The sequence below is a fragment of the Micromonospora sp. NPDC005205 genome, from assembly GCF_040608275.1.
In the GTDB taxonomy this organism is placed as follows: Bacteria; Actinomycetota; Actinomycetes; order Mycobacteriales; family Micromonosporaceae; genus Micromonospora.
In genome coordinates, this window is record NZ_JBEXHV010000006.1 from 239,926 (window position 1) to 264,368 (window position 24,443).

Genomic DNA, 24,443 nt, shown 5'->3' on the forward strand with positions numbered 1-24,443 from the left:
AGCGGCGCAGGCGATGACGGCACCCAGGCCGGGCAAGCCGGTACGCGGATCGAGTACCGGACGACCCCTCATGGCCGCCCTCGACCTGTTCGGGCGTCGCTGGAACCTGCGCATCATCTGGGAGTTGCAGCATGGGCCGGTCGGCTTCCGCGCGCTCCAGCAGCGCTGCGACAACATGTCATCCAGCGTTCTGCGGCAGCGGCTGACCGAACTGCTCGACGCCCACCTCGTCGCTCAGCAGGCGGACACGGCCTATGCGCTCACCGACCTCGGCCGTGGCGCCTACCAGGCCTTGCGCCCGCTCGTTCGCTGGTCCGACGCATGGTCCTCGACGTTGAGCGTGGACGACAAGGCCTGAACCTGCGAAACGTCTGCCCTGGCGCTCCGGAAGCGAAATCGCTACCGTGCTTCTGAATCCGAAGCATTGGAGTCTGGTCATGGCTCGCATCCCACCAGTGGCGGTGGTGAACGCCTGTACCCGCTACGGGGAAGGCGGTAGCCCCACCACAGTCGTGATCGACGATGCCATGCTCATCGACGCCGAACGGCACGCGATCGCCCTGAGGGCCGGCACCTCCCACACCGCGTTCATCGACACCACCACGGCGGACGCACCCAGGGTGCGGTTCTTCACCAGCACCGGAGAGCTCCCGAACTGCGGGCACGGCACCATCGCCGCGCAGGCCGTCCTGCTGGACCGCAGCGGCGCAACGGAGCACCACGGCCGCCAGCGCAGCGGAGGCCGCACCTTCGCCACAACCGCCATCCGGCGCCATGACGGCATTGAGGTCTGGTTCGACCAGGGCGTCATCGCCTTGTCGGACCATGCCGACGCGACTGGCGGTGACATCATCGCGGCCCTCGGCCTGGAACGAGCAGACATCGCCGCCGACCTACGGGTCGCGTCGCCCGGCATGCCACGACTCCTCGTTCCCGTCCGGGATCGCCGCACACTGCTGTCCATGCAGCCCGACTTCGATCGGCTGGCAACCGAGTGTCGGCTACTGGGGTATCTCGGCTGCTTCACCTACGCGTTGCCCCCGACCGCAGGAACGGGCGCAGCCCGGATGTTCGCCCCAGCGATCGGCGTCGACGAGGACATCGCAAACGCCAACAGTGTCGGCTGCCTCGCCGCTCACCTGCTCGACACATCAGGCAACAGCGCGATCGAAATCCACCAGGGCGACACGCACCAAAGCCCATCATCGGTCTTCGCCAGCGCGACACACACCGCAGACGGCATCGTCGCGAGAATCGGCGGAATCGTTGACCTCGGCCCGCCGTAGCACCACCGTCCATCTACGCGCCGGCCGCCGACCACGGTCGGCGAACTGCTGTTCAACTTCCGGGACTGAACACCAATAGCCTGAGACAAGGAACGTTCAGCTTGCCCGGCGTGACCGGTCCCGAGTCAAGCGCAAGAAGATGCGCAGCCCGATGGCCACAAGCACGACCACGGCTGGAATCGCCAGAAGAGTCCAGGGCCTTCCGAGCATGTTGACGGTCCCGAGAAGGGCCACGGCAAGACCCTCCCACAGCAACTCTCGCCCGCTGAGGACTTCTCTGGGAGGCGGCTGCGGGCCATAGCGTCGTTCCGACCGCAGGCGCCGTGCTGCTTGTAGCGTGAACAGCACGCCAAAACCGAGGCAGACCGGACCCGCTAGTAAGTCCAGCACGCTCGGCACGACGCCTCCAAGGGTTTCTCGGTCGCCAGGGCGCAGCATCAGGACGGAAGATCGATCTTCTCATCACCCTCGACTCTCCGCTGCCCGCAAGGCGATCATCAGCACCCACGTCGCCGCGATCCACATTGACCGGATCACGCCGCAATCGCTCGGCAATCCTGGTGTGGCGGGCCGCGGCTACACTGACGCCTCCAAAACCCCTGCTCGGCAACGGAGAGGGAGGCCCGATGGTCAATCCGCTGTTGGACGCCGAGGATGCGCGGGAACGCCTGGAGGCATGGCAGGCCAATGCCTTGCGTCGGGCCGCCGACGCGCAGGCCGCCGCTGCCGGCTTGCGCGCGCTGCGGGTCACAGCCAGCGACGCCCACGGGATCGTCGAGGTCACTGTCGACTCCACGGGGGCGATGGCCGACGTCCGACTCTCCGCGCGGGTGCAGCGCGTGAGCCTGGAGCAGACGCAGCAGGCGATCATGGGCGCCTATCGCAACGCGCGGGTCAAGCTCGCCGAGGCCGCCGCCGAGGTCGTGCGGGAGACGGTCGGCGCCGACTCGGCGACCGGCCGGGCCCTGCTGGCCGGATTCCGGACCGCCGACACCGAGGACGAAGAGGGGCGATACTGATGCACGGGGGGTTCGAGGTCGACGTCGAGGCGCTGCGCGCGCACGCGACGGCCATGTCGGCCATTCACGACCGCTTCGCCGCCGTCATGGCCGCGAGCGCCACCATTTTCCAGGCCGATGATGCCTACGGGCAGCTCTGCCAGTTCTTGCCACCCATCCTGGAGGGACGCCACCGGGACCAGGACAAGGGCGTGGGGATGCTTGCCGAGAACATCGAGCTGCTCGCCGCGGGAATCAAGAAGAACGCCGACGCCTACCAGCGGGCCGAGGAGTCGACCACCGACGGCTTCAACTCCTTCCACTCCGCGACCTGAGCCGGCCCGGCGCCCTCTCATGACCAACCCACTGGTCGCCACGACCGCCGACATCGCTTCGACAAGCGCCGCGCACCGCGACGGCTGGACCGGCCTGCCGCTCGCCGACGACTACATGGGCATCAAGGACGCCATCGACTCCGGCAGCTGGATCGACGGCTCAGTCGCGGGCTTGGGTGCCGCTCTCGACGGGGCGTCCATCGCCATCGACCCGTTCAGCACGCTCCTGTCGATGGGCATCGAGTGGGCCATCGAGCAGGTCGAGCCACTGAAGCAGGCCCTCGACTGGCTCGCCGGTGATCCCGAGACCATCGAGACGCACGCCTTGACCTGGGACAACATGGCCAGTGAGCTGTTCTCCATCGCCGAGGACCTCAAGGCGCGGCTGGTCGGCGACCTCGACGGATGGCAGGGCGCCGCCGCCGACGCCTACCGCGACATCCTGACCATCAACATCGACGTCGCCGGGATCTTCGCGGGTACGGCCGCCGGCATGGGTGCCGCAACCCGCGGCGCGGGAATCCTGGTGCAGACGGTGCGGGAGGTCGTGCGCGCCTTCATCTCCGACTGCATCGCCAAGGTCGTGGTGTGGCTGGCCGAGGTGGTCTTCTCTCTCGGCTTCGCCACACCGCTGGTCGCCTCCCAGCTCGCAATCGCCGTCGTCCGCTGGACCGGCCGCATCTTCGGCTGGCTGATGGGCCTGATCACCAGCCTCTCCAGCCTTCGCGCACTCCTCGACGTCTAGGCGGCCCTCGATGCGACAACTCATGGCGGCTCTGCGGACCACCGCCGTCCTGGTGGTCCTGTTCGCTGTGGCGGGTCTCCACAAGCACCCCTCAGGCCCCACCCCACCCCATGGCGGTGGCGGCGACGGCCCCAACCGTCCCAAGTTCAACCCGGGATTGATGCCCAAGCGCGTGGGACCAGCCCAGCAGCACGGCATCAAGCGCGCCGGGGAGGGCCGCCCGAAGGACGCCGACACATCCGAGCCCGAGGCGCCCAAGAGGACCAACCCTTGGGACGACCCCGACTTCGCCGACGCCAGGTACGACATGCGCCGCTTCGGCGAGATGGGCGACGGGGCGTTGGACAAGATCTGGGACGGCGACGGGAAGGGTAATGGCGACCACAAGCCCTCGTCCACCGAGCCCGGCAAGACGCTCTTCCCGCCCGGCACCACCAAGGAGCAGGTCGAGGGCTGGTTCAAGAGCATCGCCACCGACCCCGACAGCCGCCCTCAGCCACGTCCTGGCGGCGACGGCTGGGTCGTCACCGGCACCCGCGACGGCATCACCTGCGTCGTTACCCTGGACAAGGACGGCAGCATCTCCGGCGGCCACCCCCTCAGCGGCGAGGGCGTCACCACCAACCTGCCGGCCAAGCGGCCGACCTAGCCACCGAACTTACGGGAGACCCATGGAAGTCAACGAATACTACTGGTACAGCGGCCAAATCAGCGCCCAGCTCGCGCCCAGGATCAGCCCGACGTACCGGCCGATCGTCCTGAACGCCGCCGGCGCCGGGGCTTGGGACCTGGCGATCACGACGCTCGTCGGCGCCCTGTGGGAGGAGGACGTTGTGATCACCACGGCGGAGAAGGACGCGCTGCGGAAGCTCATGGAGTACCTCCAGGAACCTCTGACGCGCGTGGAGCAGATCCGGACCTCGGACTGACGGCCGAAGCGTAGATCTCACCCCTCGAACCCTGCACCGTGTCGACCAGCTGGCGTCCCAGACCTGGCCCGATCTCGGCGCGGGCATGTCGATGGCGACTTTCACCGAACGGTAAATCTCGGGATCTCCCGTCGGCGGTCGCTGCGATCGTCCGAAAGGCACTGGCCGGCCAGCGCCGATTCCACATGGTCCCAGCCGGCACCGCCGTCGGGCCCGCCCGCTGGCGTGGCGATACGTCATTGCCGTACGACAGCGGAAAGGCCACCTCCCAAAACTGGGAAGCGGCCTTTGACCTTCTAAGACTGAGAGTGGGCGATGCTGGTATCGAACCAGCGACCTCTTCGGTGTGAACGAAGCGCTCTCCCACTGAGCTAATCGCCCTCAGCGCCACTGACTCTACCCGATCGTGGAACCCGACCGGAAATCCGGGGTCAGTGCGTCGCCAGGTACTGCATCGCCTCGGCGACCACGTCGATGCCGAGGCTGTACTTGAGGGACAGCCAGACAACAGTGGCCACGAAGACCAGGCCGACGGAGCCGAGCACGATTCGCACCAGCAGCGACTGTCTCGTAACCCAGCGTGTCCAGCCGTGGACGTGGCGACGGGTGAAGCCGAGCAGCCGTCGAGCCCAGTGGTATTCGACGGCCCAGATGCCCAGGCCGGCGATCACCAGCAGCCAGCCCGGCCCGGGGAGCGGGATGAGGGCGATGCCGATGGTCACCACGAGCGCCCCGGCGATCGCGATGAAGATCTTGAGTGCGATCCGCCCGGTGGGGTTGGCGCGGATGAGGTCGAGGGTCAGCGAGATCCGTTCACGCCAGCGAGGCCGACGCGGAGGATCCTGCACGGCGATTCCGCCACCACCAACGGCGGCGTCGTCACCGGCTGCAGCGTCGTCACCGCGACCAGCACCGGCGCCGCCACGCGACCGTCCGGCGTCGGACGCCGGCCGACCGGCCCGTTCGGGCTGCTCCATCGGCACTCCGTACCCCCGCTTTTCGGCTGCTCGGACCGCGACTTTCGGCGGGCCGGGTGCCGCCGCGGGATCCACTGAGGATTGCTTCGTCACCATTTCACCCCCCAGTGTCGCTCGGGCCCGTCACTGCAACGGCCGACTGGACGTTACCGGAGTAAGTCGACGACTGAGCCACCCGATACCGGGCGGGATCACACACTGGGCAGAACCGGAAATCCTACATGAATGCTCACATTCACGCGGCGTTTCCGTCCCCCTTCCCACCACTGGGTGAAGTCAGCGTATGGCGGAGCGTAGCCAGAGGTAGCACCTGAGTATGGGAAAAGCGGGACACGCGCGTTCCGCAGCGGTGCCGGGGGGAGAACGTCCATGAGTGTCATCCGACCGACGACCGTAGAGGTCGAGACGTCGCTAAGGCTCGTCGCACCTGACGCCACCGCCTTGCCGGTGCGTGCCAGTCTGCGTTACGACCCTGCTGACCCGTATGCGGTCCATGTCCTGTTCCATGCCGAATCGGCAGGGGGCGAGGCGGTGAGTTGGTCGTTCGCTCGCGAACTTCTGGTCACCGGCCTGGACGAGCCGGCCGGCATCGGGGACGTTCGGGTCTGGCCCTGGGCCACACCGCGCGGCGACTTCGTCGCGCTGGCCCTCTCGTCACCGGACGGCAACGCCCTCTTCGAGGTGCCGCGCAGCGTCCTGGTGCGTTTCCTTCGACGGACCTACGTCGTCGTCCCGCGCGGCCGTGAGGCCGAGCACCTGGACGTCGACACGGCGGTGAACCGGCTGCTCGCCGGTCGCTGACCGCCCGAACGGGCAACACCGGCCACACCGGGGCCGCGCGGATCTGCCGAGTCCGCGCGGCCCCGGCACACACACCCAGGGGGTACGCGGGCCCGCCCCGGGTCGGCCGGTGCTCAGCCGTGCGTGGTGATGCCGCCGTCGACGGGGATGACCGCTCCGGTCAGGTACGCGCCGGCGCGCGACGAGAGGTAGATGGCCGTGCCGGCCATGTCCTCGGGGCGCCCGATGCGGCCGAGCGGCACCTGCTGCTCGATGGCGGCCCGGCTCGCCGGGTCGTCGAGCGCGAACGCCATCATCTTGCTCTCGAACGGGCCGGGCGCTATCGCGTTGACGGTGATCTGCTCCCCGGCGAGTTGGTGGGCGAGGCTGCGGGTGAGCATGTGCACGGCGGCCTTGGTGGCCGAGTACGCGTACACCTCCATCATCGGCACCCGGATGCCGTCGATCGACCCGATGTTGATCACTCGGGCCGGGTCGTCGGCGCTGGCGGCGGCGCGCAGCGCCGGCAGCAGCGCGGTGGTGAGCCGGAAGACGGCCTTGACGTTGACCGCCCAGAGCTTGTCGAACGCGGCCTCGGGGTAGTCCTCCAGCGGTGCGCCCCAGGTCGCTCCGGCGTTGTTGACCAGCACGTCGAGGCGGCCGAAGCGCTCCCGCACGGCGGCGGCCAACGTTTCGGCACCGGCGTCGTCGCTGAGGTCGGCGGGGATGGCCTCGCAACGACCTTCGGCGGACAGGGTGGTGGCGACCGCCTCGCAGACGTCAGCCTTGCGGGACGAGATGATCACGTGGGCGCCGGCCCGGACGAAGCCCTGGGCGATCATCAGCCCGATCCCCCGCGAACCGCCCGTGACCAGGACCGTCTTACCTTCGACCGAGAACAGCTGCGTCATGCCCATCCCATCGCGAGTCGGCGGTTGCCGCCGGTCGGTCAGGTGACCGGCGGATACCGGGTGGACCGCGGACCGACGGCGCTACCGCCGGGTAACGTAGCCCGGCCGCCGGGACCGGGACAAGCCCGCGGCTTGCCGCGGATTCCGCGGCGAACGTCGATCGGGATGCGGTGACCTGCGGTTCGGGCTACCGTCGCAGGCGATGGTCTCCACCGATCCCTCCCCCGCGCCATCGATCGGAACGGCGTCTCCCGTCACCGACGAGATAGCCACGTTCGCGCTGGCCGATCTTGCCGGTGCCCCGGGCTGGCGTCGGCCGGTGATCGTCGAGCGGGAGCTTCTGATTCTCACCACGCGTGGGCACGGCGACGCGGAACTCGACTTTCACCTGCTGCCGTGCCGGCCCGGCACGCTGCTGCGGGTCCGCCCCGGCCAGGTGCTGCGCTGCGCCGGCCCCCAGTTCGACGCCACAGTGGTCGCCTGGGACGCCGAGGCGCTGCGCGGCTTCGACGTCGACCTGACCACGACCGCGACGTGGCGGCAGTTGGCAGGTGAGGACGAGGACGCGGTCATCAGCGAGGTGAGCCAGTTGGCGGTGGACTGCCGGCGGCACCCCGACAGTCCTACCGCCCGCGCGCTGCTCCGGCACCAACTGGCCGTACTGCTGCTGCGGCTGGCCGTGGCCCGCGACGACCGGTCGCCCGCCCGACCCGAGGACGAGACGTTCCGCAGGTTCCGCCGCGAGGTGGAGCACGGCTACCCGCAGACCCGGCGGGTGGAGGATTATGCGGCCGAGCTCGGCTGCTCGGTGCGGACCCTGACCCGAGCCTGCCTGGCCGTCACCGGTCGCAGCGCCAAGCAGGTCATCGACGAGCGGGTCGCGTTGCAGGCCAGCCGGTTACTGGCCGCGACGGATCAGCCGATCGCCCAGATCGGCCGGCGGCTCGGCTTCTCCGAACCTACGAACTTCGGCCGCTTCTTCACCCGCGAGGTCGGGGTCAGCCCCGGCGCGTTCCGGGCCTCCCGGGATCAGCCGGTGGCCGGCCGGGTGGTCCGGCCTCGACCACCGGCCGAGTCGACGGGCGTCAACAGCGGCTGGTTCCGCCCCGGCACCCTCGGCGAACCCGCCAACGGCGGGTACGCCACGAGACCCGGGCCGCCCGCCGGAGGGCTGGGCGGCACCGGCCGGGCATGATGGCACTGTGCAGATCTCCGCGCGCGGCGACTACGCGGTACGGGCGGCGTTGAGCCTCGCCACCGCGTACCCCTCGCTGCTGTCCACCCAGGCCATCGCCGCGGAGCAGGACATGCCCCGCAAGTTCCTGGAGGCGGTCCTGGCGGATCTGCGCCGGGCCGGCATCGTCCGCGCCCAACGCGGCGCCGAGGGCGGTTACACCCTCGCCCGCCCACCCCGCGAGGTGACCGTCGGCGCGGTGCTGCGCGCCGTCGAGGGCCCACTGGCCGGGGTACGCGGGCTGCGCCCCGAGGAGACCCGGTACGAGGGCTCGGCGGAGAACCTGCCCGGTCTGTGGGTGGCGGTCCGCGCCGCCGTGCGGCGGGTCGTCGACGAGGTGAGCCTCGCCGAGATCGTCAGCGGTCGACTGCCCGCGCACGTCCGCAAGCTCACCGCGCTGCCCGATGCGTGGGAGCCCCGCTGACGCCAGCAGCGGGTGCTGTCCTCAGCGGCCGAAGAGCTTGCGCAGCCAGGCGAGTTGTTCGAGCTGCTGGTGCGCCTCGCCACCTTCGTGGTCGTTGAACTCGTACACGCGCACCTCCTTGTCGCCCCCGTAGCGGTGGTAGGCGGCGAAGCAGGTCGAGGGCGGGCAGATCCGGTCCATCATGGCGATGGAGAACAGCGCGGGCGCGGTGGCCCTGGCCCCCAGCACCGCGCCATCCACGTACGACAACGTCCGGAACACCTGATCGCTGCGGTCGCGGTACAGCGCGAGATACTCGGCGACCTCGGTGTACGGCCCCTCGGTGGCGACCCGGACGCCGCGCGGGAGGTCGCAGAGGAAGGGAACGTCGGGCATGACCGCCGCCACGCCCGGGAAGAGTGCGGCCACCGCCAGCGAGAGGCCGCCACCCTGACTGATGCCGGTGACGGCGACCCGGGCAGCGTCGACGGCGGGATGCTCAGCGGCGGCCTGGGCGAACCGGACCGCGTCGGTGATCAACCTGCGGTAGTAGAAGTCGTCCGGGCTGGTGACGCCGCGGGTGAGGAAGCCCGGAACGGTTCCCGCCGGATACCGGTCCGAGTCGGCGGTGGCGCCGGGCGCAGCGCTCCAGCCCTGACCCCGGGTGTCCATGATGAGATGCGCGAAGCCCGCCGAGGCCCAGAACAGCTTCTCGTGGGGTAGGCCACGACCACGGCCGTACCCGAGGTACTCAACGACGCAGGGCAACGGCCCGGTGGCGTCCGCCGGCAGGTGCAGCCAGCCGTGCACGGGCTCACCGCCGAAGCCGGCGACGGTGACGGCGTAGCTGCGGATCTGGGTCAAACCCGTGTCCACCGGCTCGTACGTCGCCGCCGCGGTGTCGTCGGAGCGCAGCGTCCGCTCCCAGAAGGCGTCCAGGTCCTCCGGAACAGTCGGGTCGGGTTGGTACGCCCAGCACTCGGCGAGGGTGATATCGGTCAACGCCACAGGATGGCCTCCGCGACAGCAGGATTGTCAGTTGGTGCGGGGTGTCGCCCGGCTGTCCGTGCCGGACCGACGGGCAGTGGAGTGCGCTACCGGGCGCCAGCCATTGCTGACGTGAACCAGCCGGTGATGGTGGTGGGGTGGGTGATCGCCGTACCCACGACCACCGACCACGCCCCGGCCCGCAGCGCCTGGGCCGCGTGGGCCGGTGTGTGGATCCGACCCTCCGCGACCACCGGTACGTCGATCGCGGTGGAGAGCCGGGCCACCAGGTCCAGGTCGGGTCCGGGCTGCTTGCTGGTGTACGCGGTGTAGCCGGAGAGGGTGGTGCCGACCAGGTCGGCACCCGCCGCGGCGGCGGCGATCCCCTCGGCGAGGGTGGAGCAGTCCGCCATCACCAGAGCCCCGGTCAGCTGGTGGACGGCGGCGATGGTCTCGCCGAGGCTGCGACCGTCCGGGCGGGGCCGCGCGGTGCCGTCGAGCGCGACGACGTGCGCGCCGGCGCGGGCCACCGACAGCGCGTGCTCCAGCGTGGGGGTGATGAAGACGTCGTCGTCCCCGTCCTTCCACAGCCCGATCAGCGGCAGGTCGACCGCCTGCCGGATGGCCGCGATGTCCGCCAGACCCTGGGCGCGGATGCCGGCGGCGCCGCCCTGGGCGGCTGCGAGGGCCACCCGGCGCATCGTGTCCGGGCTGCGCATCGGCTCACCGGGGTACGCCTGGCAGGAAACCACCAGGCGGTGGCGGATCCCTTCGATCAACGCGTTCATGACATGTCCTTCCAGGCGAGTGCTGCGGCGCCGAGAAGCGGGGCGTCCGCGCCGAGGGTCGAGGCCAGCACCGGCACGTCGTCCAGGCTGGGCAGTGTCTCCCGCCGCGCGGCGTCGCGAAGTGCCTGCCACCAGGTGTCGCCGAGGCCGGCGACACCGCCGCCGATGACGACGACAGCGGGGTCAAGCATGTTGACCAGCCCGCCGACCGCCGAGCCGACGGCGGCCCCGCCCAGCAGGACCACCTCCCGGGCTGTGGCGTCACCGTCCGCCGCGCGGGCGGCCACTGTGCGCAGATCGCCGACCGGCTGACCGGTACGCCGCACGTACTCCTCGGTGAGGGCGGGCCCGGAGGCGATCGCCTCCAGGTGCCCCCGTCCGCCGCAGGTGCAGGGCAACTGCCCGGCGTACGGCGAGGGCTGGTGGCCGGCATGGCCGGCCACGGAGTGGGCGCCGGTGAGCACGGTGCCGTCGACGACGAACGAGGCACCGATACCGGTGCCGACCGCGATGAAGAGAACCGTCTGGTGGCCGACCGCCACGCCGTGTCGGGCCTCACCGAGGGCGTGCGCGTGCACGTCGTTGATGGCTGAGACGGGCAGGTCCAGCAGTGCCCGCAGTCGGCCGCTCAGGTCCGTGCCGGCCCAACCGGCCAGGGCGTCGGTGGCCGAAAGCACCCGACCCGTCCGGTGGTCGATCACCCCGGCGCTACCGACGCCGAGGGCACGGATGCGGGTTCCCGTCGCCCTCGCCCGCAGCCGACCGACAAGGTCGGCTGCGGTGTCGATGATGGCGGTCGCCCCGGCCCGGCCGGGGGTGGGGACGGTGATCTGGTCGACGACCTCGCCGTCGCGGGTCACGATGCCAGCGGCCGTCTTGGTGCCCCCGATGTCGAGCGCGGCTACCGCCACGTCGACAACCGAGGGCTTGGGTGCCTCGGACATGGCTAGAGCAGTCCCGCCAACTCCAGCTGGGCACGCACCCGGCTCGCCTCATCGGCGTCGAGCGGTCGCAGCGGAAGCGACACGGCGTTGCTGTCGATGACGCCGAGCAGGGCCAGTGCGGTCTTGAACGCGCCCACGCCCCGGGTCGCCCCTGCCGCCGTCGCCGGGTCGGCCGCGTCGACGATCCGGAACAACCGGGTCAGTCGGTCCTGCTCCGCGCGGGCGGTGTCCCAGTCGCCGGTCACGCAGGCCCGGTGGAGTCGCACGTAGCCCTCCGGGTCCACGTTGCCCAGGCCGGGGACGGAACCGGAGGCACCGGCGAGCATCATCGCGTCGACCACCACCTCGTGGCCGGTCAACAGGCTGAAGCCGGCGTTCGGCGCGCGTTCCGCGATGGACAGCACCAGTTGGCGGAAGGAGACGTCGTCACCGCTGGAGTCCTTGACGCCGGCGAGGACGCCCTCCGCGGCGAGTCGGCTCAGCAGGCCCGGCGACAGCTTGGTGTGCACGCAGACCGGAATGTCGTACGCCAGCAGCGGAAGCTCGACCGAAGCGGCGAGGGCCCGGAAGTGCCGCTCGACCTCGTGGGGGCCGACGATGGCGTAGAAGGGGGCGGTGGCCACCAGGCCGTCGACGCCCAGGCGCGTCGACGCGTCGGCCCGGTCGAGAACCCGGCGGGTGGTCGGCTCGATGCAGCCCGCGATGACGGGTACGGCCCCGCCGACGGTCTTCACGACGGTTTCGAGAGCCTGGTCCCGCTGACTGTCGGTGAGGAACACCGTCTCGCCGGAGCTGCCGAGGGCGAAGATGCCGTCGACGCCGGCGGTGAGCATCCGTTCGACGAGTCGCTCAAGGGAGGCGACGTCGACAGCGCCCTCCTCGGTCAGGGGGGTGACGACCGGCGGCACGACTCCGGCGAACCGCGGGGTTGGGGTGGTCACGCTGACTCCTCGACGTGTAGGGGGGTGGTGCGGCCGGTCGCGGCTCGGGCGAGTTCGACCAGCTCTGTGTTGCTGGATCCAGCAGGAACGGGGTGGTAGCACCGGAACTCGTGGGAGCCGGCACCGCCGTCGCCCGACCGGACCGGCGGCATCTCGATAGCGCAGCCGTCGGTCGCCTTCCAGCAGCGGGTGCGGAACGGGCATCCGGTCGGCGGTTTCGTGGCGAGTGGAACGGGGCCGACGAGCGGGATCGGGTCGAGTGGCGAGAGCAGCCCCGGCGTGGCGGAGAAGAGCGCACGGGTGTACGGGTGCTGTGCGACCTCGGGGAGCCCGGCGGCGGGTGTCTGCTCAACGATCCGGCCGAGGTACATGGTGACCACGCGGTCACTGATCCTCTTGACCGTCTGGATGTCGTGCGAGACGAAGACCATGGCCAGGTTCAGACGCTCCTTGAGGTCCAGGAGCAGGTTGAGGATCTGCGCCCGGACCGACACGTCGAGTGCGCTGGTGGGCTCGTCGGCGATGACCAGGCCCGGTTCCAGGGCCAGGGCACGCGCGATGGACACCCGCTGGCGTTGGCCGCCGGAGAGCTGGCTCGGCAGCACGTCGGCGACCGACCGGGGCAGCCCGACCAGCGCCATCAGCTCTCTGACACGCTCCTCGCGCTCCTTGCGGGTGCCGCGACGGTGCACGTCGAGCGGGTCGCGCAGGATGTCGCGGACCGGCATGCGCCGGTTCAGCGAGGTGGCCGGATCCTGGAAGATCATGCCGACGCCGGCGCCGATGTGCAGTCGACGTTCCGCCGCGTTCATCGACCAGACGTCCTTGCCGGCGAAGGCGACAGTGCCGCTGGTCGGCCGTTGCAGGCCCACCAGCACCTTGGCCATGGTGGACTTGCCGCAGCCGGACTCACCGACGACCCCGATGGTCTCGCCGGCACGCACGGTCAGGTCCGCGCCGGTGAGGGCGTACACCCGCTCGCGGTTGAACATGCCGCCGCCGCGGGTGCGGTGAACCACGTGCACGTCGCGCAGTTCGACGATCGAGTCGCGTGGGACTGACGCACTCATCGGGCCAGCTCCTCTTCCCTGACATTGATGGCCGGGTGGTGACAGGCGTACCGGTGAGCGGCATCGCCCTCCAACCGGGGCGTCTCCTCCCGGCAGACCTCGGTCGCCATGGGGCAGCGGTCGGCGAACCGGCAACCCGGCGGGAAGTCGGCCGGCGACGGCACCACGCCGCGGATCTGGGTGAGCCGATCCGCGCCGGTCTCCAGGGAGAGCACGGAGCCGAGGAGGCCTCGGGCGTAGTGGTGCGCGGGCGCCCCGACCACGTCGGCGGTGACACCGCTCTCGACGATCTGACCGCCGTACATCACCACGACGCGGTCCGCGACGTCGCTGACCAGCGCCAGGTCGTGGCTGACCAGGATCAACGCGAAGCCCAACTGGCCGCGCAGCCGCAGCAGCAGCTCCATGACCTGCGCCTGGACCGTGACGTCGAGCGCCGTGGTCGGCTCGTCGGCGATGATCAGGCGCGGGTCCCGGGACAGCGCCATCGCGATGACCACGCGCTGCCGCTGACCGCCGGAGAGCTCATGCGGGTACGCGGACAGGGTGCGCTTCGCGTCCAGGCCCACCAGTTCCATCAGCTCCTCGGCGGACCGGGTGCCGCCACGGCTGATCATCTGGGCGAGCTGGGGGCCGATGCGCAGTGAGGGGTTCAGAGCCGAGAGGGCATCCTGGTAGACCATCGCGATCTCGCGCCCCATGAGGGCACGGCGTCGTTTGGTGCTCACCGTCAGCAGGTCGGTACCCGCGAAGCGGACCTCGCCGCGGACCCGGGCGCCCTGCGGCAGCAGGCCCATCACGGCGAGGGCGGTCAGCGACTTACCGGAGCCGGACTCCCCCACCAGGCCGAGGACCTCGCCGGGGCGGATGTCGAAGGTCAGGTCGTCGACGATGTCGACGCCGCTGTGGCGTCCCTCGAACCCGATCGACAGGTTCCGGACCTCCAGGACGGGCTCCCCGTCCGGAAGGGGGCGGGCGCGCCCGCGCAGCCGCTGCGCGGCCTCGGCCAGGCCGGGCAGTTGCACCACCTCACCGGAGCCGGGCTGCGCCTCCTCCTGCGCGTCCCCGATCTTCGTGGTGGTGGCACGCCGCGCCGCCGGGGCGGCCCAGGCGTCGGACATCCCCTCGGAGAGCACGTTCAGGGCGAGCACGGTCAGCAGGATCAGCAGGCCGGGGAAGAACGTGGCCCACCAGCCACCGATCTGGACCATCTCCTTGCCGAAGGCGATGACCGAGCCCCACGAGGACGCCGCCTCCTGGGGTGCCAACCCGCCACCGATGAAGGAGAGGGACGCCTCGAAGACGATCGCGTCGGCCACCATGACGGTGACGAAGACGAGGATCGGTGCGGCGCAGTTGCGCAGGACGTGCCGCCAGAGAATGTGCGGTCGTCGGGCGCCGATGATCCGTTCGGCCGCGACGTAGTCCTCCCGGTACTGCGAGAGCACGTTCGCGCGCACGATACGGGCGATCGAGGGGACGAAGACGAAGCCGATCGCGACCACGAGGACCAGGAGGCTGTTCTTGCCGAAGGAGATGATCAGCAGCGCGGAGAGCACGATGGTGGGGAAGGCCATGACGACGTCGAGGCACCGCATCACGATCTCGTCGACGGCGGGCCGGCTGGTTCCCGCCAGCGCGCCTAGAATCGCGCCGACCACCAGGGCGATACCGGCGCTGCCGAAGCCCACGATCAACGAGCGTCGGGTGCCGGCGACCAGCCGCGAGAACACGTCGCGTCCGAGCTTGTCCAGGCCGAACCAGTAGTCGCCGTTCGGGCCGGTCAGCGCGGGACCGAGCCCGGCCTGCGCGGGGTCGTGCCGCAGGATCAGCGGCGCGAAGATGCCCACCACGACGATGAGCAGGACGAAGCTCAGTGCGATCCGGGCGGTGACATTGAGCCGTTTGAAGGCGATGCCGGGAGCCGACAGCCGGGCGGTGAGTGTTCGACGCATCAGTGGGCTCCCCGCAGTCGAGGGTTGGCGAAGAGGTAGAGGATGTCGACCACCAGGTTCACGAAGACGAAGCAGATGGCGATCGTCAGCACGGTCCCCTGCGCGAGGGCGGTGTCGTTCTGCTGCACCGCGCTCATGATCTGGGTGCCCATACCGGGCAGCGAGAAGATGGCCTCGATGACGACAGTGCCGCCCAGCATGTAGCCGATCCGCAGGCCCAGCACGGTGAGCGGGTTGACGAGCGCGTTGCGCAGCACGTTGCGTCCGACCACCACGCGAGGCGGCAGCCCGGCGCCGATCGCCGTCCGCACGTAGTCCTTGTCGAGTTCCTCGACCATCGACGTCCGCACGATTCGGGCCAGCGAGCAGCCGACCGGCACGGCGAGAGCCAGCGCTGGCATGGCGAGGGACTGCAACCAGAGGGAGAACGAGTCACCGGGGTTGACGTACCCGCCGGTCGGGAAGACGGGGCGGCGGACCGAGAACTCCTGGATGAGCAGGAGGGCCAGCCAGAACGACGGCATGGCGATACCGGCCATCGAGACGAAGCGGATGACCTGGTCGGGCCAGCGGTCCCGGTACAACGCCGCGGTGATTCCGAGGACCAACGCGATGACCAGCGCGCCGACGACCCCGAGGGCCGTCAGCTGGATCGTCAGCGGCAGCGCGGTGGCGATCTTGTCGGCGACCGGGACGGACGGCGGGAAGGTCACGCCGAGATCGCCCCGGACCAGGTCACCCAGGAAGTGCAGGTACCGCAGGGGCAGCGGGTCGTCGAGGCCGTTGGCGGCCTTGAACGCCGCCACCTGCGCGGGGTTCGCCTGGTCACCGAGGACGGACAGAGCGGGGTCGATCGGGGAGAACTGCATGATCACGAAGACGAAGATCGTGATGCCCAGCACCAGGGGTATCAGGGTCAGGAGTCGTCGCGCGACCAGGCTCAGAACGCTCAGCATGGTGTCTTTCTCTCGTCGAGGGCCGCCGGGACGTCCCGCCCAGCCCCAGGAACTGAGGGCCGGGCGGGACGCGGAGGGGCCAGGGTGGGGCCCCCGAGGTGGAGCTCAGCCCTTTCGGCTGGCGTCCAGGAAGTACAGGCCGGTGGTCGACGCACCCGAGAAGTCGGAGAGCTTCGCGGGGTCGTACGCGGTGACGACCTTGGTGTGCAGGATCGGGTACAGGGGGGCCTCGTCGGCCACCTTGTCCAGGGCCTGCTTCCACAGCGCCTTGCGGGCCGCCTCGTCGGAGGTCTGCGCCGCCTTGTCGAGCAGATCGGCCATGGCCTTGCGGTCCGCGGCGCTCCACCGGTAGCGCTGCCCCGGCCAGGTCTCGCCGTAGTAGAACCAGCGCATCAGCAGGTCGGTGTCGACGCCGAAGACGCTGGGGTCACCGGTGGCCATCAGCACCCGGAAGGTGTCCTTCGGAACGATGTCGCCGTAGATGGCCGAGGACGGCACCGTGTTGAGGCTGGCGGTGACGCCGATCTTCTTCCACTGCTCGATGACCAGCGGCGCGACATCCTTGACGACCGAGTTGTCAGTGGTGTCGAGCTGGAACGACAGGTTCGCGACACCGGCCTCCTGAAGCAGGCTCTTGGCCTTTTCCAGGTTGTAGTCGTAGACGGTGGCGGCCTTCTGGTAGTCCTTGTTGCCCTCGTCCAGGTAGCTCGTCGCCGGGCTGCCGTAGCCGTTGAGGGCGGTCTTGATGACCTCGTCCTTGTTGATCGCGTAGTGCAGCGCCTGGCGCACCCGCTTGTCGTTGAACGGCGCCGCCGAGGAGTTGAACATGAGGAAGACCTGGTTGAAGGCCTGCTTCACATCGACGGTGTACTTGTCCTTGAGCGAGTCGACGTTCAGGTACGGCACCGACTCGATGGCCTGGACCCGGCCGCCCTGCAGGTCCGACACCCGGGCGGAAGCCTCCGAGGTGGTGTTCCAGGTCATCGTCTCGACCTTGGCCGGACGCGGGCCGTTGTAGTTCGGATTCTTGCTGAGCTTGACACCCGACTCCTTGGACGCGCTGTCCAACTTGAACGGGCCGGAGCCGATGGGCGCCGTGTCAAAAGCCTTCGACGCGGCCGCGTCCGCGGTCTTCGCCTTCGGCAGGATCTTGATGACGGCGATCCGCTCCGCGAACAGGGCGAACGGGTACTTGAGCTTGAACTCGGCCGTCGTCGCGTCCTTGGCCGTCACCGAGTCGATGAACGACACGAACCCCTGCATCAGCGGCGGGGCCTTGGGGTCGGCCGGCTTCAGTACGCGGGTGAAGGACCAGGCGACGTCCTCGGCGGTGACGGGGGTGCCGTCGGAGAACTTGGCTCCGTCACGCACCGCCACGGTGTAGGTGAGCCCGTCTGCGCTGGCCACCGGGTCTTCCTTGGCAAGGGCGCGGTATGGTTCCCGGGTAACCGGGTCAAGATCGATCAGACCCTCGAAGGTGTGCTGGTTGACCGCCGTCGCCACCGCCGACGAGGCGTTTGCCGGGTCGAACCCGCTGGAGAGGGTGAACGCGAGGGTGGTCTCGATCGACGTCTTCCCCCCGCTTCCCTCGACGGCGTTGGTCGAGGCCGGGCCGCCGCTGCAGGCGACCAGTCCGAGAGCGAGGGTTGCCGCGGTGGACGCGACGGCCAACGAACGGAACCGGCGCGGGGGGCGGCGCCGACTCTCCCTTGGCTCAACGGTGGTGCTCACGTAGCTGCCTCCATAGGCTCTTCATGCGCTCGCGTTACCGCTCGCGCTGAGGGATTCGAAGATAATGGGGTCTGACGTCAGACATCTGATGCCGATAGGGTGAGAGTGTCAGATCCGTGAACGAAGGGCAAGTGGCAGATGACGACCATTGACGCATCCCCGCTACGCGGTGCGGAGCGCCCAGGTCCCCGCCGGCAGGAGGTGGGGGCCAAGATCAAGGAGTACATCCTCCGCAACCGCCTCAAGCCGGGAGACATTCTGCCCACCGAGGCGGAGCTGTGTGAGGCGGTGGGCGCGAGCCGATCAAGCGTCCGCGAGGCCGTCAAGATCCTCTCCGCCCTCGACATCGTCGAGGTGCGGCACGGCCACGGCACCTTCGTCGGCCGCATGTCCCTCGCCGCCCTCGTGGAGGGTCTGACCTTCCGCGGCCTCCTCAGCGGCGAGGAGGACCATCACGTGCTGGGACAGGTCGTCGACGTCCGGCAGACCCTCGAACAGGGGCTAGCGGCCCAGGTCATCGCCGTTCTCGGCAGCGAACACCAGGCCGCTCTCTCCGCGCTCGCCGACGAGATGGAGAGTCTGGCCGCCCAGGGCAAGGACTTCCTCGACGTCGACCGGACCTTCCACGTGAAGCTGCTGGAACCCCTCGGCAACGACCTGATTCTCCAACTGACCGAGGCGTTCTGGCAGGTACAGGCCATCGTCGCTCCGACGCTGCGCACCGAGCCGGAGGACCGGGTGATCACCGCCCACCGTCATCGGGCAATCGTGGACGCGATCGCGGCCGGCAACGTGGCCGGCCTGCAAGCCGCCATCGCCGACCACTACGCGCCCATCCGGGCGAGCATCGCCCGCGTCGTGCAGGCCTGAATCGCCACCGACATCGCCGTACTTCCGCGCATCGCGTTGTGGGCCGCCACCCACCCTGCCGATACCCGGGCTTCCGTGGACGAGGACCGTCCACTGTGTCAATTGATAAGGGCAATCCACTACCGGGCGAGAACATGGGCGAGGACCGCCACGCCCCCATCACGACCAGCGCGCTGCCGGCGGCCAGCAATACGGCACCGTCCGACTGACCCAGGTGGGTGGGCAGTCGGACGGTCCGGTACCGACGCCGACCGGACTCATCGTCGACGGCCGGGTCGGTAGGTGATCAGGGTGTCGATGTTGCCCAGCGGACAAATCCGGTTGAAGCTCCGGCGGCCCAGCTTAGAGGCGTCCGCCACCACGATCGTTCGCGCGGCGCTGGTCACCATCACGTGGTTGACAGCCGCCTCGCCGTCGTTGTGCGCGCTGGCGCCGTGCTGGTGGTCGATCGCGTCCACCCCGAGCACGACGACGTCCAGCGCCACGGACGCGAGCATCGTCTCCGCGATACGGCCGACCAACTCGTACGACCGCGGGCGGGCCGTCCCACCGGTGAGCACCACCCGGATGTGCGGCCGCACGATGAGTTCGTGGGCAATGTTCAGCGCGTTGGTCACCACAGTGTTCGCCGTCGTCTGCCCGTTCGGTTCGGTGCGCAGCGCGAGAGCCCGGCCCACTTCGGTCGTCGTGGTGCCCCCGTTGAGTCCCACCGTGCTTCCCGGCGGAATCAGCGCGACGGCGGCCGCAGCGATTCGCTGCTTCTCCGGTGCCTGCCGGACCGCCTTGTAGCGCAGCGGCAGGTCGTAGGACACGTTCGTGACGACCACGCCGCCCCGGGTGCGCGTCACCAACTGCTGGGTGGCGAGCTCGTCGAAGTCACGTCGGAGGGTCGCCGTGCTCACGCCCAGCTCGCCGGCGGTGGACTCGATGTCGAGCTGACCCTCGACCGCAACCAGTTCCAGGAGCCGGTGCCACCGCTCGCGCTGGTTCACGTATCACCCCGGTCGCTCGGCCCGCCCATGCGCCCATCCTTGATGCAACGTCCCTTACTGCCCCACGGCACCGCGTGCCCGGGCCCGGGGGGTGGACATCTCGCGTTGGCGAGCCGTGCTGGCGCTGGCGCTGACGCTGACGCTGGAGCCTCATACAAAAGCCGAGCGTCGATCTATTGACGACCCACCCGGAGCCCCCTTAGCGTCTTGGACGTCAGATATCCGACGTCTTATGCCCGGGTTCTCGTTCCTCACTCCCGTCCCCGGAAGGACATCCCCCGTGACTCCTGTCCGTGCACTACCGCGCCGAGTGACAGCAGTCCTGGCCGCCGTCCTCGGCGTGCTGGCGATCCTGCCCGCCACACCAGCCCACGCCGCCGCCCCCGCCGGTGTGAGCGCGACCGCCAGCTCCGACTGCACGACCGGCCGCCTCAACCTGCGGCTCACCAACGGCAGCACCACCGCGCAGACCTTCACCGTCACCTGGCCGGGCCGCACCAACTCCCCCTGGACCCGGACCGTCGCCGCCGGCAGCAGCAGCAGCGAGCTGTACTGGACCCTCCCGGCCGGCACGGCGTACACCCTGCGCACGACCACCCCGACCGGCCTGGACGACACCTCGGCCGGCATCTTCCACTGTGGCACCGGCATGTCAGCGGTCGCCAGCTACGACTGCACGGCCGGCCGGCTCCAGCTCGCGCTGGAGAACCGCACCACGACCGCCCGGGACTTCACAGCCACCTGGCCCGGCCGCACCGGGTCCCCCTGGACCCGCACCATCGCCGCCGGAGGCAACTACCTGCACTACTGGACCGTGGGCGCTGGCACCGCGTACACTCTGCGGGTCACCGCTCCCGGTTTCGACAGCACCCTGCGGGGCACCGCCGGATGCGGCCTGGCCGCCGGCACTCCACAGATGAACGCCACGACGGTCATCAGCACACAGTCCGTCATTCGTAACCTCAACGGGCCCAACGGCCGCTACGACGGCACCTCCGCCTCGGTCCGCATCCCGGGCATGGCCGTCACCAACAACGGCACGGTCATCGCCGTCGCCGACGCCCGGATCAACGGCTCGTACGACCTGGGTGGCGGCACCAACAACATCCAGATCGCGATGACCCGCAGCACCGACGGCGGCCGCACCTTCGACCAGCCGCGGATCATCCACGCCCCCGCCACCACCAGTGAGGGAGCGGGTGACCCCAGCCTGCTGGTGGACCGCAGGACCGGCACCGTCTACTGCTTCTACACCTACTCCCCCAAGCCGGGCATCAGCTTCTGGTCCGGCTCGTCCGGCCTCAACACGGCCAACGACCCGAACAGCCTGCACCTGCAATACATCACCAGCCGGGACAACGGCGCCACCTGGAGCGCCCCGGTGGAGCTGAACCCGACGATCAAGGTCGCGACCTGGCAGCAAACGTTCTTCTCCTCCGGGCACGGCATCCAGACCAGCACCGGACGCCTGATTCAGCCCTTCGTCTACCGGGACGGGGCGGGTCTCACCCAGACCGCCAACATCTACAGCGACGACAGCGGCGCGACGTGGAAGCGCGGCGGCCCCGCCGGCGGGAACATCAACGAGAGCAAGGCAATCGAACGCGGCACCGGGGCGATCGTGCAGAACATGCGGCACAACAGCACCCGTAGCCGGTTCTACTCCACGTCCACCGACGGCGCTGTCACGTTCGGCGCGGCCACGGCCAGCCCTCTGCTGACCGATCCGCTGTGCAACGCCGACGAGATCTCCTACCTGCGACCGTCGGAGGTGGGCACGAACGGCGCCCCGGTGCGCACCCGCACCGCCCTGTTCAGCAACAACGCGGCACCGTCCGCGCGTAACGACCTCACCGTCCGACTCTCCACCGACGACGGCGCCAGCTGGCCGGCGCGGGCACTGGTCAAGCCGGGCGCGGCGGGCTACTCCACGATGGCCGTCCTGAACGACGGCACGATCGGCAACCTGTACGAGGTCGGCAACACCGGAGGCATCTTCTTCTCCCGCTTCACCCTCGACTGGGTCAAGGGCGCCTGACCGGCAACCCCTCCGCCCCCGGTGCTGGCGCCACGCCGGCACCGGGGGCGGTCCCGTTCGGCACTCAGGCGTCGAGGGTGCGGATCACCTCCCCGGTGGCCAGCCGGGGCAGACGGGTCGGCCCGGTGTGCGGTCCCGGGTGCCCGAGGTTGAGCAGGAGCAGCACCTCGTGCCGACCGTCGGGGAAGAACGTCCGCTGGACGCCCGCGACGTCGAAGCCCGCCATCGGGCCGGCGGCGAGACCTGCCGCGCGGACACCGACGATCAGATAGCCGATCTGCAGGGTGGCGCTGAAACGGGCCTGCTCGACCCGCGCCCCCCGGTCCGTCAGCCAGTCCCGGGCCTGCGGGCGGTGGGGGTACAGCTCGGGCAGCCGCTCGTGGAAGTCCACGTCGGCGGTGAGGATCGCGGTCAGCGGGGCGCTGGCCGTCTTCGCCCGGTTGCTCGACGAGACGTACGGCAGCAGTCGCGCCCGGGACTCCGGCGAGCGCAGCAGCAGCACCCGCAGCGGCTGACCGTTGTACGCCGTCGGCCCGTACCGGATCAGGTCGTGGATAGCCGCGACCTGGGCGTCGGTGACCGGCTCGTCGGTGAACGTGTTGGCCGTGCGGGCTGCCCGGAACAGCAGGTCCTGGGCGGCCCGATCCAACGCGAGCAGGTCGGCCGTGGTGGCTGCGCTCACGCTGGCGCAGCCGTGGTGTAGCCGCCCCGGTGGTGGACCAGTGGCGGGCCGTCACCGCCGTCGCCGAGCGCCAGCGGCTCGGCGATCACCAGCGTGTGGTCGCCGGCCGGGACCCGGTGCACCACCCGGCAGAGCAGCCGGGCCAGCACCCCGTCGAGCAGCGGCACCCCGAACGGCCCGGACGTCCAGTCCGGGTACGCGGCGAACCGGTCGATGCCGCTGGTCGCGAAGACAGTGGCCGCCTCCCGCTGCCCGGCGCCCAGCAGGTGCACGGCGACGTGCTCGGCGCGGGCGAGCACCGGCCAACTCGACGACGCCACCCCGAGGCAGAACGAGACCAGCGGTGGGTCCAACGACACCGACGTGAACGAGGTCGCTGTGAAGCCCGCTCGGATGGGCGCGCCGATCCCACCCAGGCAGGCGGGGTCGGTGCCGCGGGCGACAGCGGTGACCACCGTGACGCTGCTGGCCTGCCGCCGCAGCAGAGCGCGGAACAGGTCCGGGTTCACCGGTCGCAGCTCGGCGATGTCCGCCGAGGGGCGCTCCACGGTGGTCATGCCGGCACCAGGGTCGACGCGGCGTACGCGCTGGCCGGTCGGGGCAGGCCGTAGTGCTCGCGCAGCGTCCGACCGGTGTACTCGGTGCGGAACAGCCCACGGGAGCGCAACACCGGCACCACGTGGTCGACGAAGTCGGCGAGCCCGCCGGGCAGGTGCGGCGGCATGATGTTGAACCCGTCGGCGGCGCCCTGGGTGAACCACAGCTCGATCTGGTCGGCGATCTGCTCCGGCGTGCCGGCGACGACCCGGTGACCCCGACCGCCGCCGAGTCGGCCGATCAGCTGGCGGATGGTGAGCTGTTCCCGGCGGGCCAGCTCGGTGACGAGTTGGTAGCGGCTCTGGTGGGCCTGCACGGTGCCGGCGGCCGGCAGCTCCGGCAGCGGCCCGTCCAGCGGCAGGCCGGTCAGGTCGATGCCGAGCATCCCGGAGAGCTGGGCGAGGGCGTAGTCGGGGACGATCAGCTCCTCCAGCTCGGCGGCGAGCGCCAGCGCCTCGGCCTCGGTGCCGCCGAGCACCGGCGCGATGCCGGGCAGGACCTTGACCAGGTCCGGGTCCCGACCGGCGGCGGTGACCTGTCGGCGCAGCTCGGCGTAGAAGCTCTGCCCGTCGGCGAGGGTCTGCTGCGCGGTGAAGACCGCCTCGGCGTAGCGGGCGGCGAAGGCGATGCCGTCCGGCGACGAGCCGGCCTGCACCAGCAGCGGTCGGCCCTGCGGCCCCCGGGGGATGTTCAGCGGGCCGCGGACCTGGAACTCCGGCCCGCGGTGCGCCACCTCGTGCACCCGGTCGGTGTCGGCGAACACCCCGGCGTCGGTGTCGAAGACCAGCGCGTCGTCCTCCCAGCTGTCCCAGAGCTTGATCGCCACGTCGACGAACTCGGCGGCCCGCCGGTAACGGTCGGCGTGTTCGGGGTGGCTCTCCCGGTTGAAGTTGACCGCCTCCCGCTCCTGTGCGGAGGTGACGATGTTCCAGCCGGCGCGACCGCCGCTGAGGTGGTCCAGCGAGGCGAACTTGCGGGCCACGTGGAACGGCTCGTTGTAGGTGGTGGAGACCGTCGCGATGAGACCGATGTGTTCGGTCACCGCGGCGAGCGACGCGAGGAGGGTCAGCGGTTCGAAGACGGCCTGGATGTTGTGTCGGGGGTTCGGCCCGACCGAGAGACCGTCGGCGAGGAAGAGCGAGTCGAGGGTGCCGCGTTCGGCGATCCGGGCCAGCTCCTGGAAGTGGCGTACGTCGGTGACCCGACGCGGGTCGGTGCGGGGGTGCCGCCAGGCGGCCTCGTGGTGGCCGACGCCCATCAGGAACGCGTTGAGGTGCAGGGTGCGGGTCATTGG

26 protein-coding genes and 1 tRNA gene are annotated in these 24,443 nt (G+C 70.1%); 12 read left to right on the forward strand and 15 right to left on the reverse strand.

Features of this window, described 5'->3' with window-relative positions; all coding sequences use genetic code 11:
• Positions 1 to 70: 70 nt before the first annotated feature.
• The 7 genes from ABZU43_RS14445 to ABZU43_RS14475 all read left to right on the forward strand — a co-directional run bounded on the left by ABZU43_RS14445 (position 71) and on the right by ABZU43_RS14475 (position 4,293).
• Complete coding sequence (locus ABZU43_RS14445; RefSeq protein ID WP_355006990.1) at positions 71 to 358, forward strand: helix-turn-helix domain-containing protein; 288 nt, start codon at positions 71 to 73, stop codon at positions 356 to 358.
• Positions 359 to 455: 97 nt separating this feature from the next.
• Positions 456 to 1,286 carry a PhzF family phenazine biosynthesis isomerase gene (locus tag ABZU43_RS14450; RefSeq protein ID WP_355006991.1) on the forward strand — a complete coding sequence of 277 codons (831 nt, stop codon included), beginning with the start codon at positions 456 to 458 and terminating at the stop codon, positions 1,284 to 1,286.
• A gap of 626 nt (positions 1,287 to 1,912) precedes the next feature.
• Entirely contained in the window at positions 1,913 to 2,305 is a 393-nt protein-coding gene (locus tag ABZU43_RS14455) for a YbaB/EbfC family nucleoid-associated protein (RefSeq protein ID WP_355006992.1), read from the forward strand.
• Positions 2,305 to 2,619, forward strand: coding sequence for a hypothetical protein (locus ABZU43_RS14460; protein WP_355006993.1), 315 nt, complete (start codon positions 2,305 to 2,307; stop codon positions 2,617 to 2,619). The genes ABZU43_RS14455 and ABZU43_RS14460 overlap by 1 nt, the downstream gene beginning before the upstream one ends.
• 19 nt (positions 2,620 to 2,638) lie before the next feature.
• A complete protein-coding gene (locus ABZU43_RS14465) occupies positions 2,639 to 3,364 on the forward strand; it encodes a hypothetical protein (protein WP_355006994.1) in 726 nt (241 codons plus the stop codon).
• A 10-nt stretch (positions 3,365 to 3,374) separates the two neighbouring features.
• The gene (locus tag ABZU43_RS14470) at positions 3,375 to 4,013 is read left to right on the forward strand and encodes a hypothetical protein (protein ID WP_355006995.1); all 639 of its coding nucleotides are present in this window, start codon (positions 3,375 to 3,377) and stop codon (positions 4,011 to 4,013) included.
• Positions 4,014 to 4,035: 22 nt separating this feature from the next.
• Entirely contained in the window at positions 4,036 to 4,293 is a 258-nt protein-coding gene (locus tag ABZU43_RS14475; RefSeq protein WP_355006996.1) for a hypothetical protein, read from the forward strand.
• A gap of 309 nt (positions 4,294 to 4,602) precedes the next feature.
• On the opposite strand, the gene ABZU43_RS14480 is transcribed toward ABZU43_RS14475, so the two are convergent.
• Together ABZU43_RS14480 and ABZU43_RS14485 are read right to left on the reverse strand one after the other, a co-directional pair.
• Positions 4,603 to 4,674 (reverse strand) — tRNA-Val (locus ABZU43_RS14480).
• A gap of 50 nt (positions 4,675 to 4,724) precedes the next feature.
• Positions 4,725 to 5,366 carry a PGPGW domain-containing protein gene (locus tag ABZU43_RS14485; RefSeq protein ID WP_355006997.1) on the reverse strand — a complete coding sequence of 214 codons (642 nt, stop codon included), beginning with the start codon at positions 5,364 to 5,366 and terminating at the stop codon, positions 4,725 to 4,727.
• A gap of 273 nt (positions 5,367 to 5,639) precedes the next feature.
• Here ABZU43_RS14485 and ABZU43_RS14490 point away from each other — a divergent pair, with 273 nt between their 5' ends.
• Entirely contained in the window at positions 5,640 to 6,071 is a 432-nt protein-coding gene (locus ABZU43_RS14490; RefSeq protein ID WP_007457244.1) for an SsgA family sporulation/cell division regulator, read from the forward strand.
• A 113-nt stretch (positions 6,072 to 6,184) separates the two neighbouring features.
• Here the strand turns inward: ABZU43_RS14490 and ABZU43_RS14495 are convergent, their stop codons facing one another.
• Positions 6,185 to 6,961: a glucose 1-dehydrogenase gene (locus ABZU43_RS14495; RefSeq protein ID WP_030333678.1), complete on the reverse strand. Its 777-nt coding sequence runs from the start codon at positions 6,959 to 6,961 to the stop codon at positions 6,185 to 6,187.
• Positions 6,962 to 7,163: 202 nt separating this feature from the next.
• Here ABZU43_RS14495 and ABZU43_RS14500 point away from each other — a divergent pair, with 202 nt between their 5' ends.
• Together ABZU43_RS14500 and ABZU43_RS14505 are read left to right on the forward strand one after the other, a co-directional pair.
• Complete coding sequence (locus tag ABZU43_RS14500) at positions 7,164 to 8,156, forward strand: AraC family transcriptional regulator (RefSeq protein WP_355006998.1); 993 nt, start codon at positions 7,164 to 7,166, stop codon at positions 8,154 to 8,156.
• Positions 8,157 to 8,163: 7 nt separating this feature from the next.
• Positions 8,164 to 8,619, forward strand: a complete 456-nt coding sequence (locus ABZU43_RS14505) for an Rrf2 family transcriptional regulator (protein ID WP_030333674.1) — start codon at positions 8,164 to 8,166, stop codon at positions 8,617 to 8,619.
• A gap of 21 nt (positions 8,620 to 8,640) precedes the next feature.
• On the opposite strand, the gene ABZU43_RS14510 is transcribed toward ABZU43_RS14505, so the two are convergent.
• The 8 genes from ABZU43_RS14510 to ABZU43_RS14545 all read right to left on the reverse strand — a co-directional run bounded on the left by ABZU43_RS14510 (position 8,641) and on the right by ABZU43_RS14545 (position 17,970).
• Complete coding sequence (locus ABZU43_RS14510) at positions 8,641 to 9,606, reverse strand: acetylxylan esterase (RefSeq protein WP_355006999.1); 966 nt, start codon at positions 9,604 to 9,606, stop codon at positions 8,641 to 8,643.
• 86 nt (positions 9,607 to 9,692) lie between these two features.
• Positions 9,693 to 10,373, reverse strand: coding sequence for an N-acetylmannosamine-6-phosphate 2-epimerase (locus ABZU43_RS14515; RefSeq protein ID WP_355007000.1), 681 nt, complete (start codon positions 10,371 to 10,373; stop codon positions 9,693 to 9,695).
• On the reverse strand, positions 10,370 to 11,317 hold the full coding sequence (locus ABZU43_RS14520; protein ID WP_355007001.1) for an ROK family protein: 948 nt from the start codon (positions 11,315 to 11,317) through the stop codon (positions 10,370 to 10,372). Before ABZU43_RS14520 ends, ABZU43_RS14515 begins: the two co-directional genes overlap by 4 nt.
• A gap of 2 nt (positions 11,318 to 11,319) precedes the next feature.
• Positions 11,320 to 12,258 carry a dihydrodipicolinate synthase family protein gene (locus tag ABZU43_RS14525; RefSeq protein ID WP_355007002.1) on the reverse strand — a complete coding sequence of 313 codons (939 nt, stop codon included), beginning with the start codon at positions 12,256 to 12,258 and terminating at the stop codon, positions 11,320 to 11,322.
• Positions 12,255 to 13,328: an ABC transporter ATP-binding protein gene (locus tag ABZU43_RS14530; RefSeq protein WP_355007003.1), complete on the reverse strand. Its 1,074-nt coding sequence runs from the start codon at positions 13,326 to 13,328 to the stop codon at positions 12,255 to 12,257. The genes ABZU43_RS14525 and ABZU43_RS14530 overlap by 4 nt, the downstream gene beginning before the upstream one ends.
• Positions 13,325 to 15,283 (reverse strand): dipeptide/oligopeptide/nickel ABC transporter permease/ATP-binding protein, encoded by a 1,959-nt coding sequence (locus ABZU43_RS14535; protein ID WP_355007004.1) that lies wholly within the window; start codon positions 15,281 to 15,283, stop codon positions 13,325 to 13,327. The genes ABZU43_RS14530 and ABZU43_RS14535 overlap by 4 nt, the downstream gene beginning before the upstream one ends.
• Positions 15,283 to 16,239: an ABC transporter permease gene (locus ABZU43_RS14540; protein ID WP_355007005.1), complete on the reverse strand. Its 957-nt coding sequence runs from the start codon at positions 16,237 to 16,239 to the stop codon at positions 15,283 to 15,285. Before ABZU43_RS14540 ends, ABZU43_RS14535 begins: the two co-directional genes overlap by 1 nt.
• 105 nt (positions 16,240 to 16,344) lie before the next feature.
• Positions 16,345 to 17,970: an ABC transporter substrate-binding protein gene (locus ABZU43_RS14545; protein ID WP_355007006.1), complete on the reverse strand. Its 1,626-nt coding sequence runs from the start codon at positions 17,968 to 17,970 to the stop codon at positions 16,345 to 16,347.
• A gap of 138 nt (positions 17,971 to 18,108) precedes the next feature.
• On the opposite strand from ABZU43_RS14545, the gene ABZU43_RS14550 reads away from it, so the two are divergent.
• On the forward strand, positions 18,109 to 18,840 hold the full coding sequence (locus ABZU43_RS14550; protein ID WP_355007007.1) for a FadR/GntR family transcriptional regulator: 732 nt from the start codon (positions 18,109 to 18,111) through the stop codon (positions 18,838 to 18,840).
• Positions 18,841 to 19,097: 257 nt separating this feature from the next.
• Here ABZU43_RS14550 and ABZU43_RS14555 read toward each other — a convergent pair whose 3' ends face one another.
• Positions 19,098 to 19,832: a DeoR/GlpR family DNA-binding transcription regulator gene (locus tag ABZU43_RS14555; RefSeq protein ID WP_355007008.1), complete on the reverse strand. Its 735-nt coding sequence runs from the start codon at positions 19,830 to 19,832 to the stop codon at positions 19,098 to 19,100.
• Positions 19,833 to 20,142: 310 nt separating this feature from the next.
• Between ABZU43_RS14555 and ABZU43_RS14560 the strand changes: the two genes are divergently transcribed.
• Complete coding sequence (locus tag ABZU43_RS14560) at positions 20,143 to 21,870, forward strand: exo-alpha-sialidase (protein ID WP_355007009.1); 1,728 nt, start codon at positions 20,143 to 20,145, stop codon at positions 21,868 to 21,870.
• A gap of 64 nt (positions 21,871 to 21,934) precedes the next feature.
• Here the strand turns inward: ABZU43_RS14560 and ABZU43_RS14565 are convergent, their stop codons facing one another.
• From ABZU43_RS14565 to ABZU43_RS14575, 3 genes are read right to left on the reverse strand one after another with little or no spacing between them, the layout of a single operon-like run.
• Positions 21,935 to 22,552, reverse strand: a complete 618-nt coding sequence (locus tag ABZU43_RS14565; protein WP_355007010.1) for a malonic semialdehyde reductase — start codon at positions 22,550 to 22,552, stop codon at positions 21,935 to 21,937.
• Positions 22,549 to 23,109, reverse strand: coding sequence for a flavin reductase family protein (locus ABZU43_RS14570; RefSeq protein ID WP_355007011.1), 561 nt, complete (start codon positions 23,107 to 23,109; stop codon positions 22,549 to 22,551). Before ABZU43_RS14570 ends, ABZU43_RS14565 begins: the two co-directional genes overlap by 4 nt.
• Complete coding sequence (locus ABZU43_RS14575) at positions 23,106 to 24,440, reverse strand: LLM class flavin-dependent oxidoreductase (protein ID WP_355007012.1); 1,335 nt, start codon at positions 24,438 to 24,440, stop codon at positions 23,106 to 23,108. Before ABZU43_RS14575 ends, ABZU43_RS14570 begins: the two co-directional genes overlap by 4 nt.
• Positions 24,441 to 24,443 lie beyond the last annotated feature (3 nt).